Origin of the sequence: Citrobacter sp. Cpo071 (assembly GCF_030332765.1) — a bacterium.
GTDB classification, from domain to species: Bacteria; Pseudomonadota; Gammaproteobacteria; order Enterobacterales; family Enterobacteriaceae; genus Citrobacter; species Citrobacter portucalensis.
The window spans coordinates 1-15091 of sequence record NZ_JAOWHE010000062.1 but is presented as its reverse complement, the minus strand read 5'-3'; the positions used below and the strand labels follow the sequence as shown (position 1 = coordinate 15091).

Here is a 15091-nt window from a genome sequence, read left to right as displayed (position 1 = left end):
AAGCTTTACTTGGAGTAAAGCTCGACGATCAGGTGTTCGTTAATGTCCGCAGACAGATCAGAACGCTCCGGCTTACGCTTGAACGTACCTTCCATCTTGCCAGCATCAACTTCCAGCCAGGTTGGCTTTTCACGCTGCTCAGCCAGCTCCAGAGCGGCTTTCACGCGAGACTGCTTCTTCGCTTTCTCACGAATGCTAACAACGTCATTCGGACTAACCTGATAAGAAGCGATGTTAACAACACGACCGTTTACCATAATTGCTTTATGGCTGACCAGCTGACGTGCTTCTGCACGAGTGGCACCGAAGCCCATACGGTATACAACGTTGTCCAGACGACCTTCCAGCAGACCCAACAGGTTTTCACCGGTGTTGCCTTTCAGACGTGCTGCTTCTTTGTAGTAGTTACGGAACTGACGCTCCAGCACACCGTAGATACGGCGAACTTTTTGCTTTTCACGCAACTGCACACCATAGTCAGACAGACGCGGTTTACGCGCACCGTGCTGGCCAGGAGCTTGTTCAATTTTACACTTGGTATCGATCGCGCGAACGCCAGACTTAAGGAATAAGTCAGTGCCCTCACGACGGCTCAGCTTGAGCTTAGGACCCAAATATCTTGCCATTTTCTTTCTCCAACAATCCTAGAAACGACAGCGTTATACGCGACGTTTTTTCGGCGGACGACAACCGTTATGAGGGATCGGAGTCACATCAGTAATATTAGTGATGCGGAAACCAGCGGCGTTCAGAGCACGAACAGTAGATTCGCGACCTGGACCCGGTCCTTTGACCATAACTTCCAGATTCTTGATACCGTATTCTTTTACGGCTTCAGCGCAACGCTCTGCTGCAACCTGAGCTGCAAACGGAGTGGATTTGCGAGAACCACGGAAACCGGAACCACCGGCTGTTGCCCAACCCAGTGCGTTACCCTGACGATCAGTAATGGTAACGATGGTGTTGTTAAAAGAAGCATGGATATGAGCCACGCCGTCAGAGACTTGTTTTCTTACACGTTTACGTGCACGAATTGGTGCCTTTGCCATTATTCAATCACCCCGATTATTTCTTGATCGGTTTGCGCGGACCCTTACGGGTACGTGCGTTGGTCTTGGTACGCTGACCGCGAACCGGGAGACCACGACGATGACGCAAACCGCGATAGCAACCAAGGTCCATAAGGCGCTTGATGCTCATGCTAACTTCACGGCGCAGATCACCTTCAACGACAAATTTGGCAACTTCGTCACGCAGCGTGTCGATTTGTTCTTCAGACAGCTCACTGATCTTAACATCTTCAGCGATACCCGCGGCAGCCAGAATGGCTTTAGAACGGGTCTTGCCGACGCCGTAGATCGAAGTTAATGCGATCACAGCATGTTTCTGATCAGGAATGTTAATGCCTGCTATACGGGCCACTATGCACTCCTACTATTTAATATGTACGCACCATGCTGAAAAGCCCGTTTTCAGGATACTCAAATGGAAACGCACAGACATACAAAAGATTGGCTGGCTAATCTAGCCAGCTCAACCCAACTTTGCAAGAAAAATATGCGAATAAATCAGCCTTGGCGCTGTTTATGCTTCGGCTCGGCACTGCAAATCACACGGATGACACCATCACGCTTAACGATTTTGCAGTTACGGCATAATTTCTTGACGGAAGCACGAACTTTCATTTTTACTCTCCGTAACTTCTCGGGCGACTGTTAACGGCCGTAGCCTTTCAGATTCGCCTTCTTCAATGCAGACTCGTACTGACTTGACATCATCAGAGTTTGCACTTGAGCCATAAAGTCCATAATCACGACAACAACGATAAGCAGTGAGGTCCCACCGAAGTAGAACGGTACTTTCATTGCATCACGCATGAACTCCGGGATCAGGCAGATAAAGGTAATGTAGAGCGCACCAACCAAAGTCAGGCGGGTCATTACTTTATCGATATACTTCGCCGTTTGCTCTCCCGGACGAATTCCTGGTACAAATGCACCGGACTTCTTCAGGTTATCTGCTGTTTCACGCGGGTTGAAGACCAACGCCGTGTAGAAGAAACAGAAGAATATGATTGCAGACGCATAGAGTAACACATAAAGCGGTTGCCCAGGCTGCAAATACAGCGAAATTGTTGTCAGCCAGTTCCAACCAGTCCCGCCCCCGAACCATGACGCGATGGTCGCCGGGAACAGAATAATACTGGAAGCGAAGATTGCCGGGATTACCCCCGCCATATTCACTTTCAGCGGTAAATGTGTGCTCTGTGCAGCATAGACACGACGACCTTGCTGACGTTTCGCGTAGTTTACCACAATACGGCGTTGACCACGCTCAACAAATACAACAAAGAACGTCACTGCGAATACTAATACTGCAACCAACAGCAACACGAGGAAGTGCAGGTCGCCTTGACGCGCTTGCTCGATAGTATGGGCAATGGCTGGCGGGAGTCCCGCGACAATACCGGCGAAGATAATGATTGAGATACCGTTGCCGATACCACGTTCAGTAATCTGTTCGCCCAACCACATCAGGAACATCGTCCCTGTAACCAGACTTACAACAGCGGTGAAATAGAATGCAAAGCCTGGGTTCATCACCAAGCCCTGCATACCAGGCATATTCGGCAGACCGGTAGCAATACCGATCGACTGGAATATTGCCAGCACCAGAGTACCGTAGCGGGTGTACTGGCTGATCTTACGACGACCAGACTCCCCTTCTTTCTTAATTTCTGCCAGCGTTGGATGAACCACCGTCAGCAGCTGGATAATGATCGACGCCGAAATATACGGCATGATCCCCAGAGCAAAGATAGAAGCACGGCTGAGAGCACCACCAGAGAACATGTTAAACATTTCAATGATGGTGCCTCGCTGTTGCTCAAGCAGTTTGGCAAGTACAGCGGCATCAATACCAGGGATCGGAATGAAAGAGCCAATACGGAACACAATCAGCGCGCCGATTACAAACAGCAGTCTGCGTTTCAGCTCGCCTAAGCCACCTTTGGCACTTTGAAAATCTAATCCCGGTTGTTTAGCCATCTGCTACTTATTCCTCGATTTTACCGCCAGCAGCTTCGATAGCAGCACGAGCGCCTTTAGTAACACGCAGGCCACGAACAGTTACCGGAGTAGTGACTTCACCAGCCAGGATCACTTTCGCGAACTCGATCTGGATACCGATAATGTTAGCTGCTTTCAGCGTGTTCAGGTCTACAACACCGCCTTCAACTTTAGCCAGGTCAGACAGACGAACTTCGGCTGTAATCGCTGCTTTACGTGAAGTGAAGCCGAATTTCGGCAGACGACGGTACAGAGGCATCTGACCACCCTCGAAACCGCGACGTACGCCACCGCCAGAACGAGACTTCTGACCTTTGTGACCACGACCACCGGTTTTACCGAGGCCAGAACCGATACCACGACCCAGGCGGCGAGCCGCTTTTTTAGAGCCTTCGGCCGGAGACAGAGTATTTAAACGCATCTCTTACTCCTCAACTTTAACCATGAAGGAAACCGCGTTGACCATACCACGAACAGCAGGAGTATCCTCGCGCTCTACGGTGTGACCAATACGACGCAGACCCAGGCCAAGCAGCGTTGCCTTGTGTTTCGGCAGACGACCGATTGCACTGCGGGTTTGAGTAATTTTAATAGTCTTTGCCATGGTTTATTTCCCCAGAATTTCTTCAACGGATTTACCACGCTTGGCAGCGACCATTTCCGGAGATTTCATATTTTCCAGGCCATCGATAGTTGCACGCACCACGTTAATCGGGTTAGTGGAACCATACGCTTTAGCCAGAACGTTACGAACTCCAGCGACTTCCAGAACGGCGCGCATTGCACCACCGGCGATGATACCGGTACCTTCGGAAGCCGGCTGCATGAATACACGAGAACCCGTGTGAGTACCCTTAACCGGGTGCTGCAGGGTGCCGTGGTTCAGCGCGACGTTAATCATATTGCGACGGGCTTTTTCCATCGCTTTCTGGATCGCTGCTGGAACTTCACGCGCTTTACCGTAACCAAAACCAACGCGACCGTTACCATCACCAACTACAGTCAGAGCTGTGAAGGAGAAAATACGACCACCTTTAACGGTTTTAGATACGCGGTTAACCGCGATCAGCTTTTCCTGCAGTTCGCCAGCTTGTTTTTCGATGTGAGCCATCTTACACCTCTACCTTAGAACTGAAGGCCAGCTTCACGGGCAGCATCTGCCAGTGCCTGGACACGACCATGATATTGGAACCCGGAACGGTCAAAAGAAACATCTTTGATGCCTTTTTCCAGAGCGCGTTCAGCAACAGCTTTACCTACAGCTGCAGCAGCGTCTTTGTTACCGGTGTACTTCAATTGTTCAGCGATAGCTTTTTCTACAGTAGAAGCAGCTACCAGAACTTCAGAACCGTTCGGTGCAATTACCTGTGCGTAAATATGACGCGGGGTACGATGTACCACCAGGCGAGTTGCACCCAGCTCCTGGAGCTTGCGGCGTGCGCGGGTCGCACGACGGATACGAGCAGATTTCTTATCCATAGTGTTACCTTACTTCTTCTTAGCCTCTTTGGTACGCACGACTTCGTCGGCGTAACGAACACCCTTGCCTTTATAAGGCTCAGGACGACGGTAGGCGCGCAGATCTGCTGCAACCTGACCGATCAGCTGTTTATCAGCGCCTTTCAGCACGATTTCAGTCTGAGACGGACATTCTGCAGTGATTCCCGCAGGCAGCTGATGGTCAACTGGGTGAGAGAAACCTAAAGCCAGGTTTACTACATTCCCTTTAACCGCTGCACGATAACCTACACCAACCAGCTGAAGCTTCTTAGTGAAGCCTTCGGTAACACCGACAACCATTGCATTCAGCAGGGCACGCGCGGTACCAGCCTGAGCCCATCCATCAGCGTAACCATCACGCGGACCGAAGGTCAGTGCATTATCTGCATGATTTACTGCAACAGCATCGTTGAGAGTACGAGTCAGCTCGCCGTTTTTACCTTTGATCGTAATAACCTGACCGTTGATTTTTACATCAACGCCGGCAGGAATAACGACCGGTGCTTTAGCAACACGAGACATTTTTTCCTCCGATTAGGCTACGTAGCAGATAATTTCGCCACCAAGACCAGCCTGGCGCGCTGCACGATCAGTCATAACACCTTTAGAGGTAGAAACAACTGCGATACCCATGCCAGCCATAACTTTCGGCAGCTCGTCTTTACGCTTATAAATGCGCAGACCTGGGCGACTGACACGCTGAATGCTTTCTACAACAGCTTTACCCTGGAAATACTTGAGAGTAAGTTCCAGTTCCGGCTTGGTGTCGCCTTCAACTTTAAAATCTTCAATAAAACCTTCTTCCTTCAGCACGTTGGCAATTGCCACTTTCAGCTTGGAGGAAGGCATGGTGACCGCAGCTTTATTCGCGGCCTGACCGTTACGGATACGGGTCAGCATATCCGCGATCGGATCTTGCATGCTCATCTGTCTTTACTCCCGTGATTCAATTGGTAATTACCAGCTAGCCTTTTTCAAGCCTGGTACTTCACCGCGCATGGCGGCTTCACGCAGTTTGATACGGCTCAACCCGAACTTGCCCACATAGCCATGCGGACGACCTGTTTGACGGCAGCGGTTACGCTGACGGGACGGGCTGGAATCACGCGGCAGAGACTGCAGCTTGAGAACTGCGTTCCAACGATCTTCGTCGGTCGCGTTCACATCAGAGATAATAGCTTTCAGTTCAGCGCGTTTTGCGAAGTACTTATCAGCTAAAGCTACGCGCTTTACTTCGCGTGCTTTCATTGATTGCTTAGCCATTCAGTAACCCTACCTTACTTGCGGAACGGGAAGTCAAAGGCAGCCAGCAGAGCACGGCCTTCTTCATCAGATTTCGCAGTAGTGGTAATGGTAATATCCAAACCACGCACGCGGTCGACTTTATCGTAGTCGATTTCTGGGAAGATGATCTGCTCACGGACACCCATGCTGTAGTTACCACGACCGTCAAAAGACTTAGCGGACAAGCCACGGAAGTCACGGATACGTGGAACAGCAATAGTGATCAGGCGCTCAAAGAACTCCCACATGCGTTCGCCACGCAGAGTTACTTTACAGCCGATCGGATAGCCCTGACGGATTTTGAAGCCTGCAACTGATTTGCGTGCTTTGGTGATCAGCGGTTTTTGACCGGAGATTGCTGTCAGGTCAGCTGCTGCGTTATCCAGCAGTTTCTTGTCAGCGATCGCTTCACCAACACCCATGTTCAGGGTGATCTTCTCGACCCGAGGGACTTGCATGACAGAATTGTAGTTAAACTCAGTCATGAGTTTAGCGACTACTTCGTCTTTGTAGTAATCATGCAGTTTCGCCATCGTACTACTCCAAATTACTTGATAGTTTCGCTGTTAGATTTAAAGAAACGGACTTTTTTGCCGTCTTCGAATCTAAAGCCTACACGGTCAGCCTTGCCGGTTGCCGCGTTGAAGATAGCAAGGTTAGAGATCTGAATAGCTGCTTCTTTCTCTACGATGCCGCCTGGTTGGTTCAGGGCCGGAACCGGCTTCTGATGTTTCTTAACCAGGTTGATACCTTCAACAATGACCTTGCCGGAAGACAGGACATTCTTAACTTTACCGCGTTTACCTTTATCTTTACCGGTTAACACGATAACTTCGTCATCACGACGGATCTTCGCTGCCATGATTCGCTCCTTAGAGTACTTCTGGTGCCAGAGAGATAATTTTCATGAACTTCTCGTTACGAAGTTCACGAGTTACCGGCCCAAAAATACGCGTACCGATAGGTTGCTCGCTGTTATTGTTTAAAATAACGCATGCATTACCATCGAAGCGAATGACAGAACCGTCCGGGCGACGAACACCCTTCTTGGTGCGCACCACTACCGCCTTCAGCACATCACCTTTTTTGACCTTACCACGCGGAATTGCTTCCTTGATGGTGATCTTGATGATATCGCCGACGCCTGCGTAGCGACGGTGCGAGCCACCCAGAACCTTGATACACATTACGCGACGTGCACCGGAGTTGTCGGCGACGTTCAGCATAGTCTGTTCTTGGATCATTTTAGTGCTCCGCTAATGTCAACTACTACTGAGACCCGAAAATCAGGTCGTTAAAAAAGCCCCATATCGGGGGCGCGGCATTATAACACCGCTTCAACGATATGGGTAGAAAAAATAAACGGCTCATCGCTGAGCCGTTTATTCGTTGAGAATGCCTACTGTATTACAGAACGGCTTTCTCTACAACGCGAACCAGCGTCCAGGACTTAGTCTTGGACAGCGGACGGCATTCGCGGATTTCAACCACGTCACCAGTACCGCATTCGTTGTTCTCGTCATGTACGTGCAGTTTGGTCGTACGCTTAATGAATTTACCGTAGATCGGGTGTTTCACAAAACGTTCGATAGCAACAACGATGGATTTCTCCATTTTATCGCTAACAACGCGACCTTGCAGAGTACGGATTTTATCGGTCATTACGCACCCGCCTTCTCAGTCAGTAAAGTCTTAACGCGTGCGACGTCACGACGCACTTGCTTCAACAGGTGAGACTGTTGCAGCTGGCCACTTGCAGCCTGCATACGCAGGTTGAACTGCTCACGCAGCAGATTCAGCAGCTCGGTGTTCAGCTCTTCAACACTCTTCTCACGCAGCTCTTTTGCTTTCATTACATCACCGTCTTAGTTACAAAGGTGGTTTTAATCGGCAGTTTCGCTGCTGCCAGCTTGAATGCTTCACGGGCCAGCTCTTCCGGTACGCCGTCCATTTCATACAGGACTTTACCCGGCTGAATCAAGGCAACCCAATACTCCACGTTACCTTTACCTTTACCCATACGCACTGCCAGCGGCTTTTCAGTGATCGGTTTGTCCGGGAATACACGGATCCAGATCTTACCTTGACGCTTAACTGCACGGGTCATAGCACGACGTGCTGCTTCGATCTGACGGGCAGTCAGACGACCACGGCCAACAGCTTTCAGACCGAAGCTGCCGAAGCTAACATCCGCGCCAGCAGCCAGACCGCGGTTACGGCCTTTGTGCATTTTACGGAATTTTGTACGCTTTGGTTGTAACATCAGCGACGCTCCTTATTTACGGCCTTTACGCTGCTGCTTTTTAGGTTGCGCAGCCGGTTTTTCCGGTTGTTCAACAGCAGCCATACCACCCAGGATCTCGCCTTTGAAGATCCACACTTTAACGCCGATTACACCGTAAGTGGTGTGCGCTTCAGAGGTGTTGTAGTCGATGTCAGCACGCAGAGTGTGCAGAGGTACGCGACCTTCGCGGTACCATTCGGTACGTGCGATTTCCGCGCCGCCCAGACGGCCGCTAACTTCAACTTTGATACCTTTAGCGCCCAGACGCATTGCGTTCTGTACAGCACGCTTCATAGCACGACGGAACATAACACGACGTTCCAGCTGAGAAGTGATGCTGTCAGCAACCAATTTTGCGTCCAGTTCAGGCTTACGCACTTCGGCGATATTGATCTGAGCAGGAACGCCAGCAATATCCGCTACGACTTTGCGCAGTTTTTCTACGTCTTCGCCTTTCTTACCGATAACGATACCCGGGCGAGCGGTGTGAATGGTCACACGGATGCTCTTAGCCGGACGCTCGATAACGATACGAGATACAGACGCTTTCGCCAGTTCCTTAGTCAGGTACTGACGTACTTTAAAATCGCTGTCCAGGTTGTCAGCGAATTCTTTGGTGTTCGCAAACCAGGTTGAGTTCCATGGTTTTACAATACCCAGGCGAATACCATTAGGATGTACTTTCTGACCCATTGCTAGTCTCCAGAGTCTCAGCGATCGGACACAACCACAGTAATGTGGCTGGTGCGCTTCAGGATGCGATCTGCACGACCTTTTGCACGCGGCATAATGCGCTTCATGCTCGGGCCTTCGTCTACGAAAATTTTCGTAACTTTCAGATCGTCAATGTCAGCGCCATCGTTGTGTTCAGCGTTAGCAATGGCAGATTCCAGGACTTTCTTAACCAGTACAGCCGCTTTCTTATTGGTGTAGGTCAGAATATCCAGAGCCTGCGACACTTTCTTACCGCGAATCAGGTCTGCAACAAGGCGAACCTTCTGAGCAGAAGAACGAGCATGGCGATGTTGAGCTAAAGTTTCCATCTCTTCCTCCTACCTTATTTCTTCTTCGCTTTTTTATCAGCAGCGTGGCCGCGATAAGTACGAGTCGGTGCGAATTCACCCAGTTTGTGACCGACCATTTCGTCGGAAACAAATACCGGAACGTGCTGACGACCATTATGGACAGCGATGGTCAAACCGATCATGTTAGGAAAGATCGTTGAACGACGGGACCAAGTGCGCAGGGGCTTCTTGTCTCCGCTTTCCACCGCTTTCTCTACCTTCTTCAGCAAGTGCAGGTCAATAAAAGGACCTTTCTTGAGAGAACGTGGCATGGCTTATCCTCTAAAATTATTTGCTACGGCGACGTACGATGAATTTATCAGTACGCTTGTTGCTGCGGGTCTTCTTACCTTTGGTCTGAACGCCCCACGGAGTTACCGGGTGCTTACCAAAGTTACGACCTTCACCACCACCATGTGGGTGGTCGACTGGGTTCATCGCAGTACCGCGAACGGTAGGACGAACACCACGCCAGCGTGCAGCACCTGCTTTACCCAGAACGCGCAGCATATGCTCAGCATTGCCAACTTCGCCCAGAGTTGCACGGCAGTCTGCTTCGACTTTACGCATTTCACCAGAACGCAGACGCAGGGTGACATAAGCACCATCACGAGCAACGATCTGAACGTAAGTACCAGCGGAACGTGCCAGCTGACCGCCTTTACCTGGTTTCATTTCTACGTTATGAACGGTAGAACCAACCGGGATATTGCGCATCGGCAGGGTGTTACCTGCTTTGATTGCAGCATCAACGCCAGACTGAATCTGGTCGCCAGCTTTCAGGCCTTTAGGGGCCAGGATGTAACGGCGTTCACCGTCTTTGTACAGAACCAGCGCGATGTTCGCGGAGCGGTTCGGATCGTACTCAAGACGTTCAACAACTGCCGGGATACCGTCTTTGTTGCGTTTGAAGTCAACAATACGATAAGCCTGCTTGTGACCACCACCGATATGACGAGTGGTGATGCGGCCATTGTTGTTACGACCACCGGATTTGCTGTTTTTTTCAACCAGCGGAGCAAAAGGTTTGCCCTTGTGCAGCTCTGGGTTGACCACTTTAACAACGTGGCGACGACCCGGAGATGTCGGTTTACATTTAACAACTGCCATTGTATTACTCCTCCGACTTACTCAGCGCCGCCGACGAAGTCCAGATTCTGGCCTTCCTTCAGGGTGACGTAAGCTTTTTTCCAGTCGCTACGACGACCGATACGCTGTCCGTGACGTTTAACTTTCCCTTTAACTACCAGGGTGTTAACGACTTCGACTTCGACTTCAAACAGTTTCTGCACAGCAGCTTTGATTTCTGCTTTGGTCGCGTCTTTAGCAACTTTGAGAACGATGGTGTTAGTTTTTTCCATCGCAGTAGACGCTTTTTCAGAAACGTGCGGTGCGCGCAGCACTTTCAGCAGACGTTCTTCACGAATCATGCCAGCATCTCCTCAACTTGCTTAACAGCATCAGCAGTCATTACGACTTTGTCGAAGGCGATCAGGCTAACCGGGTCGATACCAGTTGCATCGCGTACGTCAACCTTGTGCAGGTTGCGCGCAGCCAGGAACAGGTTTTCGTCCAGCTCACCGGTGATGATCAGCACATCTTCCAGAGCCATGTCTTTCAGTTTCTGTGCCAGCAGCTTAGTTTTAGGCGCTTCTACAGAGAATGATTCGACAACGATCAGACGATCCTGACGTACCAGTTCGGACAGAATGCTTTTCAGCGCGCCGCGGTACATCTTTTTGTTAACTTTTTGACTGTGGTCCTGTGGACGAGCAGCGAAGGTCACGCCACCTGAACGCCAGATCGGGCTCTTGATAGAACCTGAACGCGCACGGCCGGTACCTTTCTGGCGCCACGGCTTTTTGCCTGAACCAGTTACTTCAGCACGAGTCTTCTGAGCACGAGTACCCTGACGAGCACCAGCTGCATAAGCAACAACAACCTGGTGAACCAGCGCTTCGTTGAAATCACGACCGAAGGTAGTTTCGGAAACAGTCAGCGCGCTCTGCGCGTCTTTCAATACTAATTCCATTGCTATCCCCTTACGCCTTCACAGCTGGTTTAACGATCAGGTCGCAACCGGTCGCACCCGGAACACCACCTTTAACCAGCAGCAGGTTGCGCTCAGCGTCAACACGTACTACGTCCAGGCTCTGAACGGTTACACGTTCGTTGCCCAGCTGACCTGCCATTTTCTTGCCTTTGAACACTTTGCCCGGAGTCTGGTTCTGACCGATAGAACCCGGAACGCGGTGAGACAAGGAGTTACCGTGAGTAGCGTCCTGGGTACGGAAGTTCCAGCGCTTAACGGTACCAGCGAAACCTTTACCTTTAGAGGTACCGGTTACGTCAACTTTTTTAACGTCAGCAAACAGTTCAACGCTAATGTTCTGACCAACGGTGTATTCTTCACCATCTGCCAGACGGAATTCCCACAGGCCGCGGCCAGCTTCTACGCCAGCTTTAGCAAAGTGGCCAGCTTCCGGCTTAGTTACGCGGTTAGCTTTTTTAGCACCGGTGGTAACCTGAACAGCGCGATAGCCATCGTTAGCCAGATCTTTAACCTGAGTAACGCGGTTTGCTTCAACTTCGATAACGGTTACTGGGATAGATACGCCATCTTCAGTGAAGATGCGGGTCATACCCACTTTTTTACCGACTAAACCAATCATTGTATCAACCTCTCAATCGCTCGATGACCTGATTAACCCAGGCTGATCTGCACGTCTACACCGGCAGCCAGGTCCAGACGCATCAGAGCATCAACGGTTTTTTCAGTTGGCTCAACGATGTCAACCAGACGCTTGTGAGTACGGATCTCGTACTGATCACGCGCGTCTTTGTTGACGTGCGGGGAGATCAGAACGGTGAAACGCTCTTTGCGGGTCGGCAGCGGGATCGGACCACGAACCTGCGCACCAGTGCGCTTGGCAGTCTCGACGATTTCCGCGGTTGATTGATCGATCAGACGATGATCAAACGCTTTCAAACGGATACGGATTCTTTGGTTCTGCATGAGACCAGAGCTCCAATTATTTTATAGACGAAATAGTTACTCCTCAAACCCATTACGATTGATGGGAGAGTGTAACCGTTCTTACAGAGTTCCCCGATTGGGAACATTGTCTGGTATTGCTTTCGCAGTACCGGTGGCTCATATCGAACCGCTGTCAATATTAGACAAGCCCGCGCATTATACGTAAATCTCAGTCTTAAGCAAGTGCCGCGTAGAAATTAATCACTCGTTCACAAATGCGGCGCTCCTTCCACTCTGATTGTATGTCCTGTGGTGCAACGCGTTTTCCGTGGAAGAGAGCATCCATAACCCACATCCCGGGCTTGTAGGGCCGCCGGGTTTACCTGAAGGTAAACTCTTTACCAGATAAGGCTTGCCCATGTACATCGACCTCCCCTTTCTGTTGATTTATGTTTCGCTATCAGGGTTGCTCTTAGTCCATGACCTACGTACCGGGTTACTGCCCGACAAATTTACCTGCCCTCTTTTGTGGGGCGGTCTTATTTATCATCAATGCTGCAGACCTGCACAGTTATCCGACGCGCTTTGGGGTGCTGTAGCGGGCTATGGGGTATTTGCTTTGTTCTACTGGGGGTATCGTTTGATATGTCGACAGGAAGGGTTAGGCTTTGGTGATGTCAAATTTCTTGCCGCGCTAGGCGCATGGCATCGCTGGGAATCATTACCACTTTTGGTTTTACTTGCCGCGGGTATGGCATGTTGCCTCACCGGGATTTCCTGCGTCCGTTACGGGAAACAGGTACTAAAAAACCCGCTGCCATTTGGGCCATATCTGGCGGCTGCGGGTTTTGTTATTGGCCTGGTAAGTATGATACAGGGCGGTTAGTCACTGACTTTAATTTGCGATTGCAGATAATTTTGTAAGCCAAGTTTTGCAATCAGGTCCAGCTCGGTTTCGAGCCAGTCAATATGCCCTTCTTCTTCAGTCAGGATCTCAATCATCATATCCCGGCTGACATAATCATGAACGCTATCGGCATAGGCAATGGCTTCACGTAAGTCTTTAGCACCATCGAGTTCGAGTCGAAGATCGGATTGCAGCATCTCTTCAACGTCTTCGCCAATACCCAACTTGCCAAGATCCTGCAAGTTCGGGATCCCTTCTAAGAATAAAATACGCTCGATATATTTATCAGCGTGTTTCATCTCATCGATAGATTCATGGTACTCAACATCATTGAGGCGAGTCAGTCCCCAGTTTTTAAACATACGAGCATGGAGAAAATACTGGTTGATCGCGACAAGCTCATTTCCCAATAGTTTATTGAGATAATTTATGATTTTAACATCACCTTTCATTTTATAGTCCCTCCGCTTCCACTCTTAGAGCGTAGATGGGGCTACAGGGATGTCAAAAAAAAGAGTGTGACTTAGGCGATCTCTTTAAATTCTGGCATTTGTGTTAATTCATCCTGCATGACCTCGCGGGCAGCACGAATGCATTTACCGCATTGATTTCCAACAGGAATAAATTTACGTAATTGCTGAAAGGACTGAGGATGAAACTGGCGAACAGCCTGACGTATTTTTTTATCACTTATCGCATTACACAAACAAACGTACATGATCGCTCCCGTTCAATTTCTGCGCAAAGTGTAAATGAGAATAGTTATGATTACAATAGCACAACGCGATTTACGCGGCGGGAGAATGAATAAAAAATGCGAATAAATATGACAACGACTAAATTGCAGATAGCAAAAAGGGCGCCGAAGCGCCCTTTTTAAGCTCAAAGCTAATTAATCAATAATTAGCTCATTACTTTAGCAACAACGCCCGCACCAACAGTACGGCCGCCTTCACGGATTGCGAAACGCAGACCGTCGTCCATCGCGATTGGGTGGATCAGGGTAACAACCATTTTGATGTTGTCTCCCGGCATTACCATCTCTACGCCTTCCGGCAGTTCGATGGTACCAGTCACGTCAGTAGTACGGAAGTAGAACTGCGGACGGTAGCCTTTGAAGAACGGAGTATGACGGCCGCCTTCGTCTTTGGACAGAATGTACACTTCAGATTCGAACTTGGTGTGCGGCTTGATAGAGCCCGGCTTAGCCAGTACCTGACCACGTTCGATTTCTTCACGTTTGATACCACGCAGCAGAACACCAACGTTCTCACCAGCACGGCCTTCGTCCAGCAGTTTGCGGAACATTTCAACGCCAGTACAGGTAGACTTAGCAGTCTCTTTGATACCAACGATTTCAACTTCTTCACCAACTTTGATGATACCGCGCTCTACACGACCGGTAACAACGGTACCACGACCGGAGATGGAGAATACGTCTTCGATAGGCAGCAGGAACGGCTTGTCAATCGCACGCTCTGGTTCTGGGATGTAAGAATCCAGGAAGCCAGCCAGTTCGATGATTTTCGCTTCCCACTCTGCTTCGCCTTCCAGCGCTTTCAGAGCAGAACCACGAACGATCGGAGTGTCGTCGCCCGGGAAATCGTACTGAGACAGAAGTTCACGAACTTCCATTTCTACCAGTTCCAGCAGCTCTTCGTCATCAACCATGTCGCATTTGTTCAGGAACACGATGATGTACGGAACGCCTACCTGACGACCCAGCAGGATGTGCTCACGAGTCTGCGGCATCGGGCCGTCAGTCGCAGCAACAACCAGGATCGCGCCGTCCATCTGCGCAGCACCGGTGATCATGTTTTTAACATAGTCGGCGTGGCCCGGGCAGTCTACGTGTGCGTAGTGGCGAGTCGGGGTGTCATATTCAACGTGAGAAGTGTTGATGGTGATACCACGAGCTTTTTCTTCCGGCGCGTTATCGATCTGGTCGAATGCACGAGCAGCACCGCCGTAGGTTTTAGCCAGTACGGTAGTGATTGCAGCGGTCAG

30 protein-coding genes are annotated in these 15091 nt (G+C 50.1%); 1 reads left to right on the top strand and 29 read right to left on the bottom strand.

Going from position 1 to position 15091, the window contains the following annotated elements; all coding sequences use genetic code 11:
• Window positions 1–5 precede the first annotated feature (5 nt).
• The 26 genes from rpsD to rpsJ all read right to left on the bottom strand — a co-directional run bounded on the left by rpsD (window position 6) and on the right by rpsJ (window position 12216).
• Complete coding sequence (gene rpsD / locus OGY09_RS02975; protein WP_003031138.1) at window positions 6–626, bottom strand: 30S ribosomal protein S4; 621 nt, start codon at window positions 624–626, stop codon at window positions 6–8.
• A gap of 33 nt (window positions 627–659) precedes the next feature.
• Window positions 660–1049, bottom strand: coding sequence for a 30S ribosomal protein S11 (rpsK, locus tag OGY09_RS02970; RefSeq protein WP_003031137.1), 390 nt, complete (start codon window positions 1047–1049; stop codon window positions 660–662).
• Window positions 1050–1065: 16 nt separating this feature from the next.
• Window positions 1066–1422: a 30S ribosomal protein S13 gene (gene rpsM, locus OGY09_RS02965; protein ID WP_003031135.1), complete on the bottom strand. Its 357-nt coding sequence runs from the start codon at window positions 1420–1422 to the stop codon at window positions 1066–1068.
• A gap of 146 nt (window positions 1423–1568) precedes the next feature.
• Window positions 1569–1685, bottom strand: coding sequence for a 50S ribosomal protein L36 (rpmJ, locus tag OGY09_RS02960; protein ID WP_000868187.1), 117 nt, complete (start codon window positions 1683–1685; stop codon window positions 1569–1571).
• A gap of 30 nt (window positions 1686–1715) precedes the next feature.
• Complete coding sequence (secY, locus tag OGY09_RS02955) at window positions 1716–3047, bottom strand: preprotein translocase subunit SecY (protein ID WP_001118864.1); 1332 nt, start codon at window positions 3045–3047, stop codon at window positions 1716–1718.
• A 7-nt stretch (window positions 3048–3054) separates the two neighbouring features.
• Entirely contained in the window at window positions 3055–3489 is a 435-nt protein-coding gene (gene rplO / locus OGY09_RS02950; protein ID WP_003031132.1) for a 50S ribosomal protein L15, read from the bottom strand.
• Window positions 3490–3492: 3 nt separating this feature from the next.
• Complete coding sequence (rpmD, locus tag OGY09_RS02945; protein ID WP_001140434.1) at window positions 3493–3672, bottom strand: 50S ribosomal protein L30; 180 nt, start codon at window positions 3670–3672, stop codon at window positions 3493–3495.
• 3 nt (window positions 3673–3675) lie between these two features.
• The gene (gene rpsE / locus OGY09_RS02940; RefSeq protein ID WP_003031131.1) at window positions 3676–4179 is read right to left on the bottom strand and encodes a 30S ribosomal protein S5; all 504 of its coding nucleotides are present in this window, start codon (window positions 4177–4179) and stop codon (window positions 3676–3678) included.
• A 14-nt stretch (window positions 4180–4193) separates the two neighbouring features.
• Window positions 4194–4547, bottom strand: coding sequence for a 50S ribosomal protein L18 (rplR, locus tag OGY09_RS02935; RefSeq protein ID WP_000358960.1), 354 nt, complete (start codon window positions 4545–4547; stop codon window positions 4194–4196).
• A 9-nt stretch (window positions 4548–4556) separates the two neighbouring features.
• Window positions 4557–5090 carry a 50S ribosomal protein L6 gene (gene rplF, locus OGY09_RS02930; protein WP_003031129.1) on the bottom strand — a complete coding sequence of 178 codons (534 nt, stop codon included), beginning with the start codon at window positions 5088–5090 and terminating at the stop codon, window positions 4557–4559.
• 12 nt (window positions 5091–5102) lie between these two features.
• Window positions 5103–5495: a 30S ribosomal protein S8 gene (rpsH, locus tag OGY09_RS02925; RefSeq protein ID WP_003031127.1), complete on the bottom strand. Its 393-nt coding sequence runs from the start codon at window positions 5493–5495 to the stop codon at window positions 5103–5105.
• A gap of 30 nt (window positions 5496–5525) precedes the next feature.
• Window positions 5526–5831 carry a 30S ribosomal protein S14 gene (rpsN, locus tag OGY09_RS02920; RefSeq protein ID WP_003031125.1) on the bottom strand — a complete coding sequence of 102 codons (306 nt, stop codon included), beginning with the start codon at window positions 5829–5831 and terminating at the stop codon, window positions 5526–5528.
• A gap of 14 nt (window positions 5832–5845) precedes the next feature.
• Window positions 5846–6385 carry a 50S ribosomal protein L5 gene (gene rplE, locus OGY09_RS02915; protein ID WP_003031123.1) on the bottom strand — a complete coding sequence of 180 codons (540 nt, stop codon included), beginning with the start codon at window positions 6383–6385 and terminating at the stop codon, window positions 5846–5848.
• A 14-nt stretch (window positions 6386–6399) separates the two neighbouring features.
• A complete protein-coding gene (gene rplX / locus OGY09_RS02910; RefSeq protein WP_003031122.1) occupies window positions 6400–6714 on the bottom strand; it encodes a 50S ribosomal protein L24 in 315 nt (104 codons plus the stop codon).
• Between the two features lie 10 nt (window positions 6715–6724).
• The gene (gene rplN / locus OGY09_RS02905) at window positions 6725–7096 is read right to left on the bottom strand and encodes a 50S ribosomal protein L14 (RefSeq protein WP_000613954.1); all 372 of its coding nucleotides are present in this window, start codon (window positions 7094–7096) and stop codon (window positions 6725–6727) included.
• Window positions 7097–7259: 163 nt separating this feature from the next.
• Window positions 7260–7514, bottom strand: a complete 255-nt coding sequence (rpsQ, locus tag OGY09_RS02900; protein ID WP_003031120.1) for a 30S ribosomal protein S17 — start codon at window positions 7512–7514, stop codon at window positions 7260–7262.
• Window positions 7514–7705 (bottom strand): 50S ribosomal protein L29, encoded by a 192-nt coding sequence (gene rpmC, locus OGY09_RS02895; RefSeq protein ID WP_000644742.1) that lies wholly within the window; start codon window positions 7703–7705, stop codon window positions 7514–7516. The genes rpsQ and rpmC overlap by 1 nt, the downstream gene beginning before the upstream one ends.
• Window positions 7705–8115: a 50S ribosomal protein L16 gene (gene rplP / locus OGY09_RS02890; RefSeq protein WP_000941208.1), complete on the bottom strand. Its 411-nt coding sequence runs from the start codon at window positions 8113–8115 to the stop codon at window positions 7705–7707. The genes rpmC and rplP overlap by 1 nt, the downstream gene beginning before the upstream one ends.
• A 12-nt stretch (window positions 8116–8127) precedes the next feature.
• A complete protein-coding gene (gene rpsC, locus OGY09_RS02885) occupies window positions 8128–8829 on the bottom strand; it encodes a 30S ribosomal protein S3 (RefSeq protein ID WP_000529945.1) in 702 nt (233 codons plus the stop codon).
• A gap of 17 nt (window positions 8830–8846) precedes the next feature.
• The gene (gene rplV / locus OGY09_RS02880) at window positions 8847–9179 is read right to left on the bottom strand and encodes a 50S ribosomal protein L22 (protein WP_000448832.1); all 333 of its coding nucleotides are present in this window, start codon (window positions 9177–9179) and stop codon (window positions 8847–8849) included.
• A 14-nt stretch (window positions 9180–9193) separates the two neighbouring features.
• On the bottom strand, window positions 9194–9472 hold the full coding sequence (gene rpsS / locus OGY09_RS02875; RefSeq protein ID WP_001138115.1) for a 30S ribosomal protein S19: 279 nt from the start codon (window positions 9470–9472) through the stop codon (window positions 9194–9196).
• A gap of 16 nt (window positions 9473–9488) precedes the next feature.
• Window positions 9489–10310: a 50S ribosomal protein L2 gene (rplB, locus tag OGY09_RS02870; RefSeq protein ID WP_000301869.1), complete on the bottom strand. Its 822-nt coding sequence runs from the start codon at window positions 10308–10310 to the stop codon at window positions 9489–9491.
• A gap of 17 nt (window positions 10311–10327) precedes the next feature.
• On the bottom strand, window positions 10328–10630 hold the full coding sequence (gene rplW / locus OGY09_RS02865) for a 50S ribosomal protein L23 (protein ID WP_000617546.1): 303 nt from the start codon (window positions 10628–10630) through the stop codon (window positions 10328–10330).
• Complete coding sequence (gene rplD, locus OGY09_RS02860) at window positions 10627–11232, bottom strand: 50S ribosomal protein L4 (protein ID WP_003031119.1); 606 nt, start codon at window positions 11230–11232, stop codon at window positions 10627–10629. The genes rplW and rplD overlap by 4 nt, the downstream gene beginning before the upstream one ends.
• Before the next feature lie 10 nt (window positions 11233–11242).
• Window positions 11243–11872 (bottom strand): 50S ribosomal protein L3, encoded by a 630-nt coding sequence (rplC, locus tag OGY09_RS02855; protein WP_003031117.1) that lies wholly within the window; start codon window positions 11870–11872, stop codon window positions 11243–11245.
• A gap of 32 nt (window positions 11873–11904) precedes the next feature.
• Window positions 11905–12216: a 30S ribosomal protein S10 gene (rpsJ, locus tag OGY09_RS02850; protein ID WP_001181005.1), complete on the bottom strand. Its 312-nt coding sequence runs from the start codon at window positions 12214–12216 to the stop codon at window positions 11905–11907.
• Window positions 12217–12595: 379 nt separating this feature from the next.
• Here rpsJ and OGY09_RS02845 point away from each other — a divergent pair, with 379 nt between their 5' ends.
• Window positions 12596–13063 (top strand): prepilin peptidase, encoded by a 468-nt coding sequence (locus tag OGY09_RS02845; protein WP_032945174.1) that lies wholly within the window; start codon window positions 12596–12598, stop codon window positions 13061–13063.
• Here the strand turns inward: OGY09_RS02845 and bfr are convergent.
• The 3 genes from bfr to tuf all read right to left on the bottom strand — a co-directional run.
• Entirely contained in the window at window positions 13060–13536 is a 477-nt protein-coding gene (bfr, locus tag OGY09_RS02840; protein WP_003827773.1) for a bacterioferritin, read from the bottom strand. The genes OGY09_RS02845 and bfr overlap by 4 nt on opposite strands.
• Before the next feature lie 71 nt (window positions 13537–13607).
• Window positions 13608–13802 carry a bacterioferritin-associated ferredoxin gene (bfd, locus tag OGY09_RS02835; RefSeq protein WP_003031111.1) on the bottom strand — a complete coding sequence of 65 codons (195 nt, stop codon included), beginning with the start codon at window positions 13800–13802 and terminating at the stop codon, window positions 13608–13610.
• 185 nt (window positions 13803–13987) lie between these two features.
• Window positions 13988–15091 (bottom strand): elongation factor Tu (gene tuf, locus OGY09_RS02830; protein WP_049027942.1); only part of this gene is annotated, 1104 nt, incomplete at its 5' end.

Excerpts from the sequence above, each read along its gene's own strand:
- rpsE (WP_003031131.1), bottom strand. The coding sequence starts at position 4,179 with ATGGCTCACATCGAAAAACAAGCTGGCGAACTGCAGGAAAAGCTGATC.
- rpsQ (WP_003031120.1), bottom strand. The coding sequence starts at position 7,514 with ATGACCGATAAAATCCGTACTCTGCAAGGTCGCGTTGTTAGCGATAAA.
- rpsS (WP_001138115.1), bottom strand. The coding sequence starts at position 9,472 with ATGCCACGTTCTCTCAAGAAAGGTCCTTTTATTGACCTGCACTTGCTG.
- OGY09_RS02845 (WP_032945174.1), top strand. The coding sequence starts at position 12,596 with ATGTACATCGACCTCCCCTTTCTGTTGATTTATGTTTCGCTATCAGGG.
- rplC (WP_003031117.1), bottom strand. The coding sequence starts at position 11,872 with ATGATTGGTTTAGTCGGTAAAAAAGTGGGTATGACCCGCATCTTCACT.
- rpsK (WP_003031137.1), bottom strand. The coding sequence starts at position 1,049 with ATGGCAAAGGCACCAATTCGTGCACGTAAACGTGTAAGAAAACAAGTC.
- rpsJ (WP_001181005.1), bottom strand. The coding sequence starts at position 12,216 with ATGCAGAACCAAAGAATCCGTATCCGTTTGAAAGCGTTTGATCATCGT.
- rplN (WP_000613954.1), bottom strand. The coding sequence starts at position 7,096 with ATGATCCAAGAACAGACTATGCTGAACGTCGCCGACAACTCCGGTGCA.
- rplE (WP_003031123.1), bottom strand. The coding sequence starts at position 6,385 with ATGGCGAAACTGCATGATTACTACAAAGACGAAGTAGTCGCTAAACTC.
- rplW (WP_000617546.1), bottom strand. The coding sequence starts at position 10,630 with ATGATTCGTGAAGAACGTCTGCTGAAAGTGCTGCGCGCACCGCACGTT.
- rplR (WP_000358960.1), bottom strand. The coding sequence starts at position 4,547 with ATGGATAAGAAATCTGCTCGTATCCGTCGTGCGACCCGCGCACGCCGC.
- rplO (WP_003031132.1), bottom strand. The coding sequence starts at position 3,489 with ATGCGTTTAAATACTCTGTCTCCGGCCGAAGGCTCTAAAAAAGCGGCT.
- rplP (WP_000941208.1), bottom strand. The coding sequence starts at position 8,115 with ATGTTACAACCAAAGCGTACAAAATTCCGTAAAATGCACAAAGGCCGT.
- rpsN (WP_003031125.1), bottom strand. The coding sequence starts at position 5,831 with ATGGCTAAGCAATCAATGAAAGCACGCGAAGTAAAGCGCGTAGCTTTA.
- rplF (WP_003031129.1), bottom strand. The coding sequence starts at position 5,090 with ATGTCTCGTGTTGCTAAAGCACCGGTCGTTATTCCTGCCGGCGTTGAT.
- rplV (WP_000448832.1), bottom strand. The coding sequence starts at position 9,179 with ATGGAAACTTTAGCTCAACATCGCCATGCTCGTTCTTCTGCTCAGAAG.
- rpmD (WP_001140434.1), bottom strand. The coding sequence starts at position 3,672 with ATGGCAAAGACTATTAAAATTACTCAAACCCGCAGTGCAATCGGTCGT.
- rpsD (WP_003031138.1), bottom strand. The coding sequence starts at position 626 with ATGGCAAGATATTTGGGTCCTAAGCTCAAGCTGAGCCGTCGTGAGGGC.
- rplD (WP_003031119.1), bottom strand. The coding sequence starts at position 11,232 with ATGGAATTAGTATTGAAAGACGCGCAGAGCGCGCTGACTGTTTCCGAA.
- rpsH (WP_003031127.1), bottom strand. The coding sequence starts at position 5,495 with ATGAGCATGCAAGATCCGATCGCGGATATGCTGACCCGTATCCGTAAC.
- rplB (WP_000301869.1), bottom strand. The coding sequence starts at position 10,310 with ATGGCAGTTGTTAAATGTAAACCGACATCTCCGGGTCGTCGCCACGTT.
- rpsC (WP_000529945.1), bottom strand. The coding sequence starts at position 8,829 with ATGGGTCAGAAAGTACATCCTAATGGTATTCGCCTGGGTATTGTAAAA.
- rpmC (WP_000644742.1), bottom strand. The coding sequence starts at position 7,705 with ATGAAAGCAAAAGAGCTGCGTGAGAAGAGTGTTGAAGAGCTGAACACC.
- bfd (WP_003031111.1), bottom strand. The coding sequence starts at position 13,802 with ATGTACGTTTGTTTGTGTAATGCGATAAGTGATAAAAAAATACGTCAG.
- rplX (WP_003031122.1), bottom strand. The coding sequence starts at position 6,714 with ATGGCAGCGAAGATCCGTCGTGATGACGAAGTTATCGTGTTAACCGGT.
- secY (WP_001118864.1), bottom strand. The coding sequence starts at position 3,047 with ATGGCTAAACAACCGGGATTAGATTTTCAAAGTGCCAAAGGTGGCTTA.
- bfr (WP_003827773.1), bottom strand. The coding sequence starts at position 13,536 with ATGAAAGGTGATGTTAAAATCATAAATTATCTCAATAAACTATTGGGA.
- rpmJ (WP_000868187.1), bottom strand. The coding sequence starts at position 1,685 with ATGAAAGTTCGTGCTTCCGTCAAGAAATTATGCCGTAACTGCAAAATC.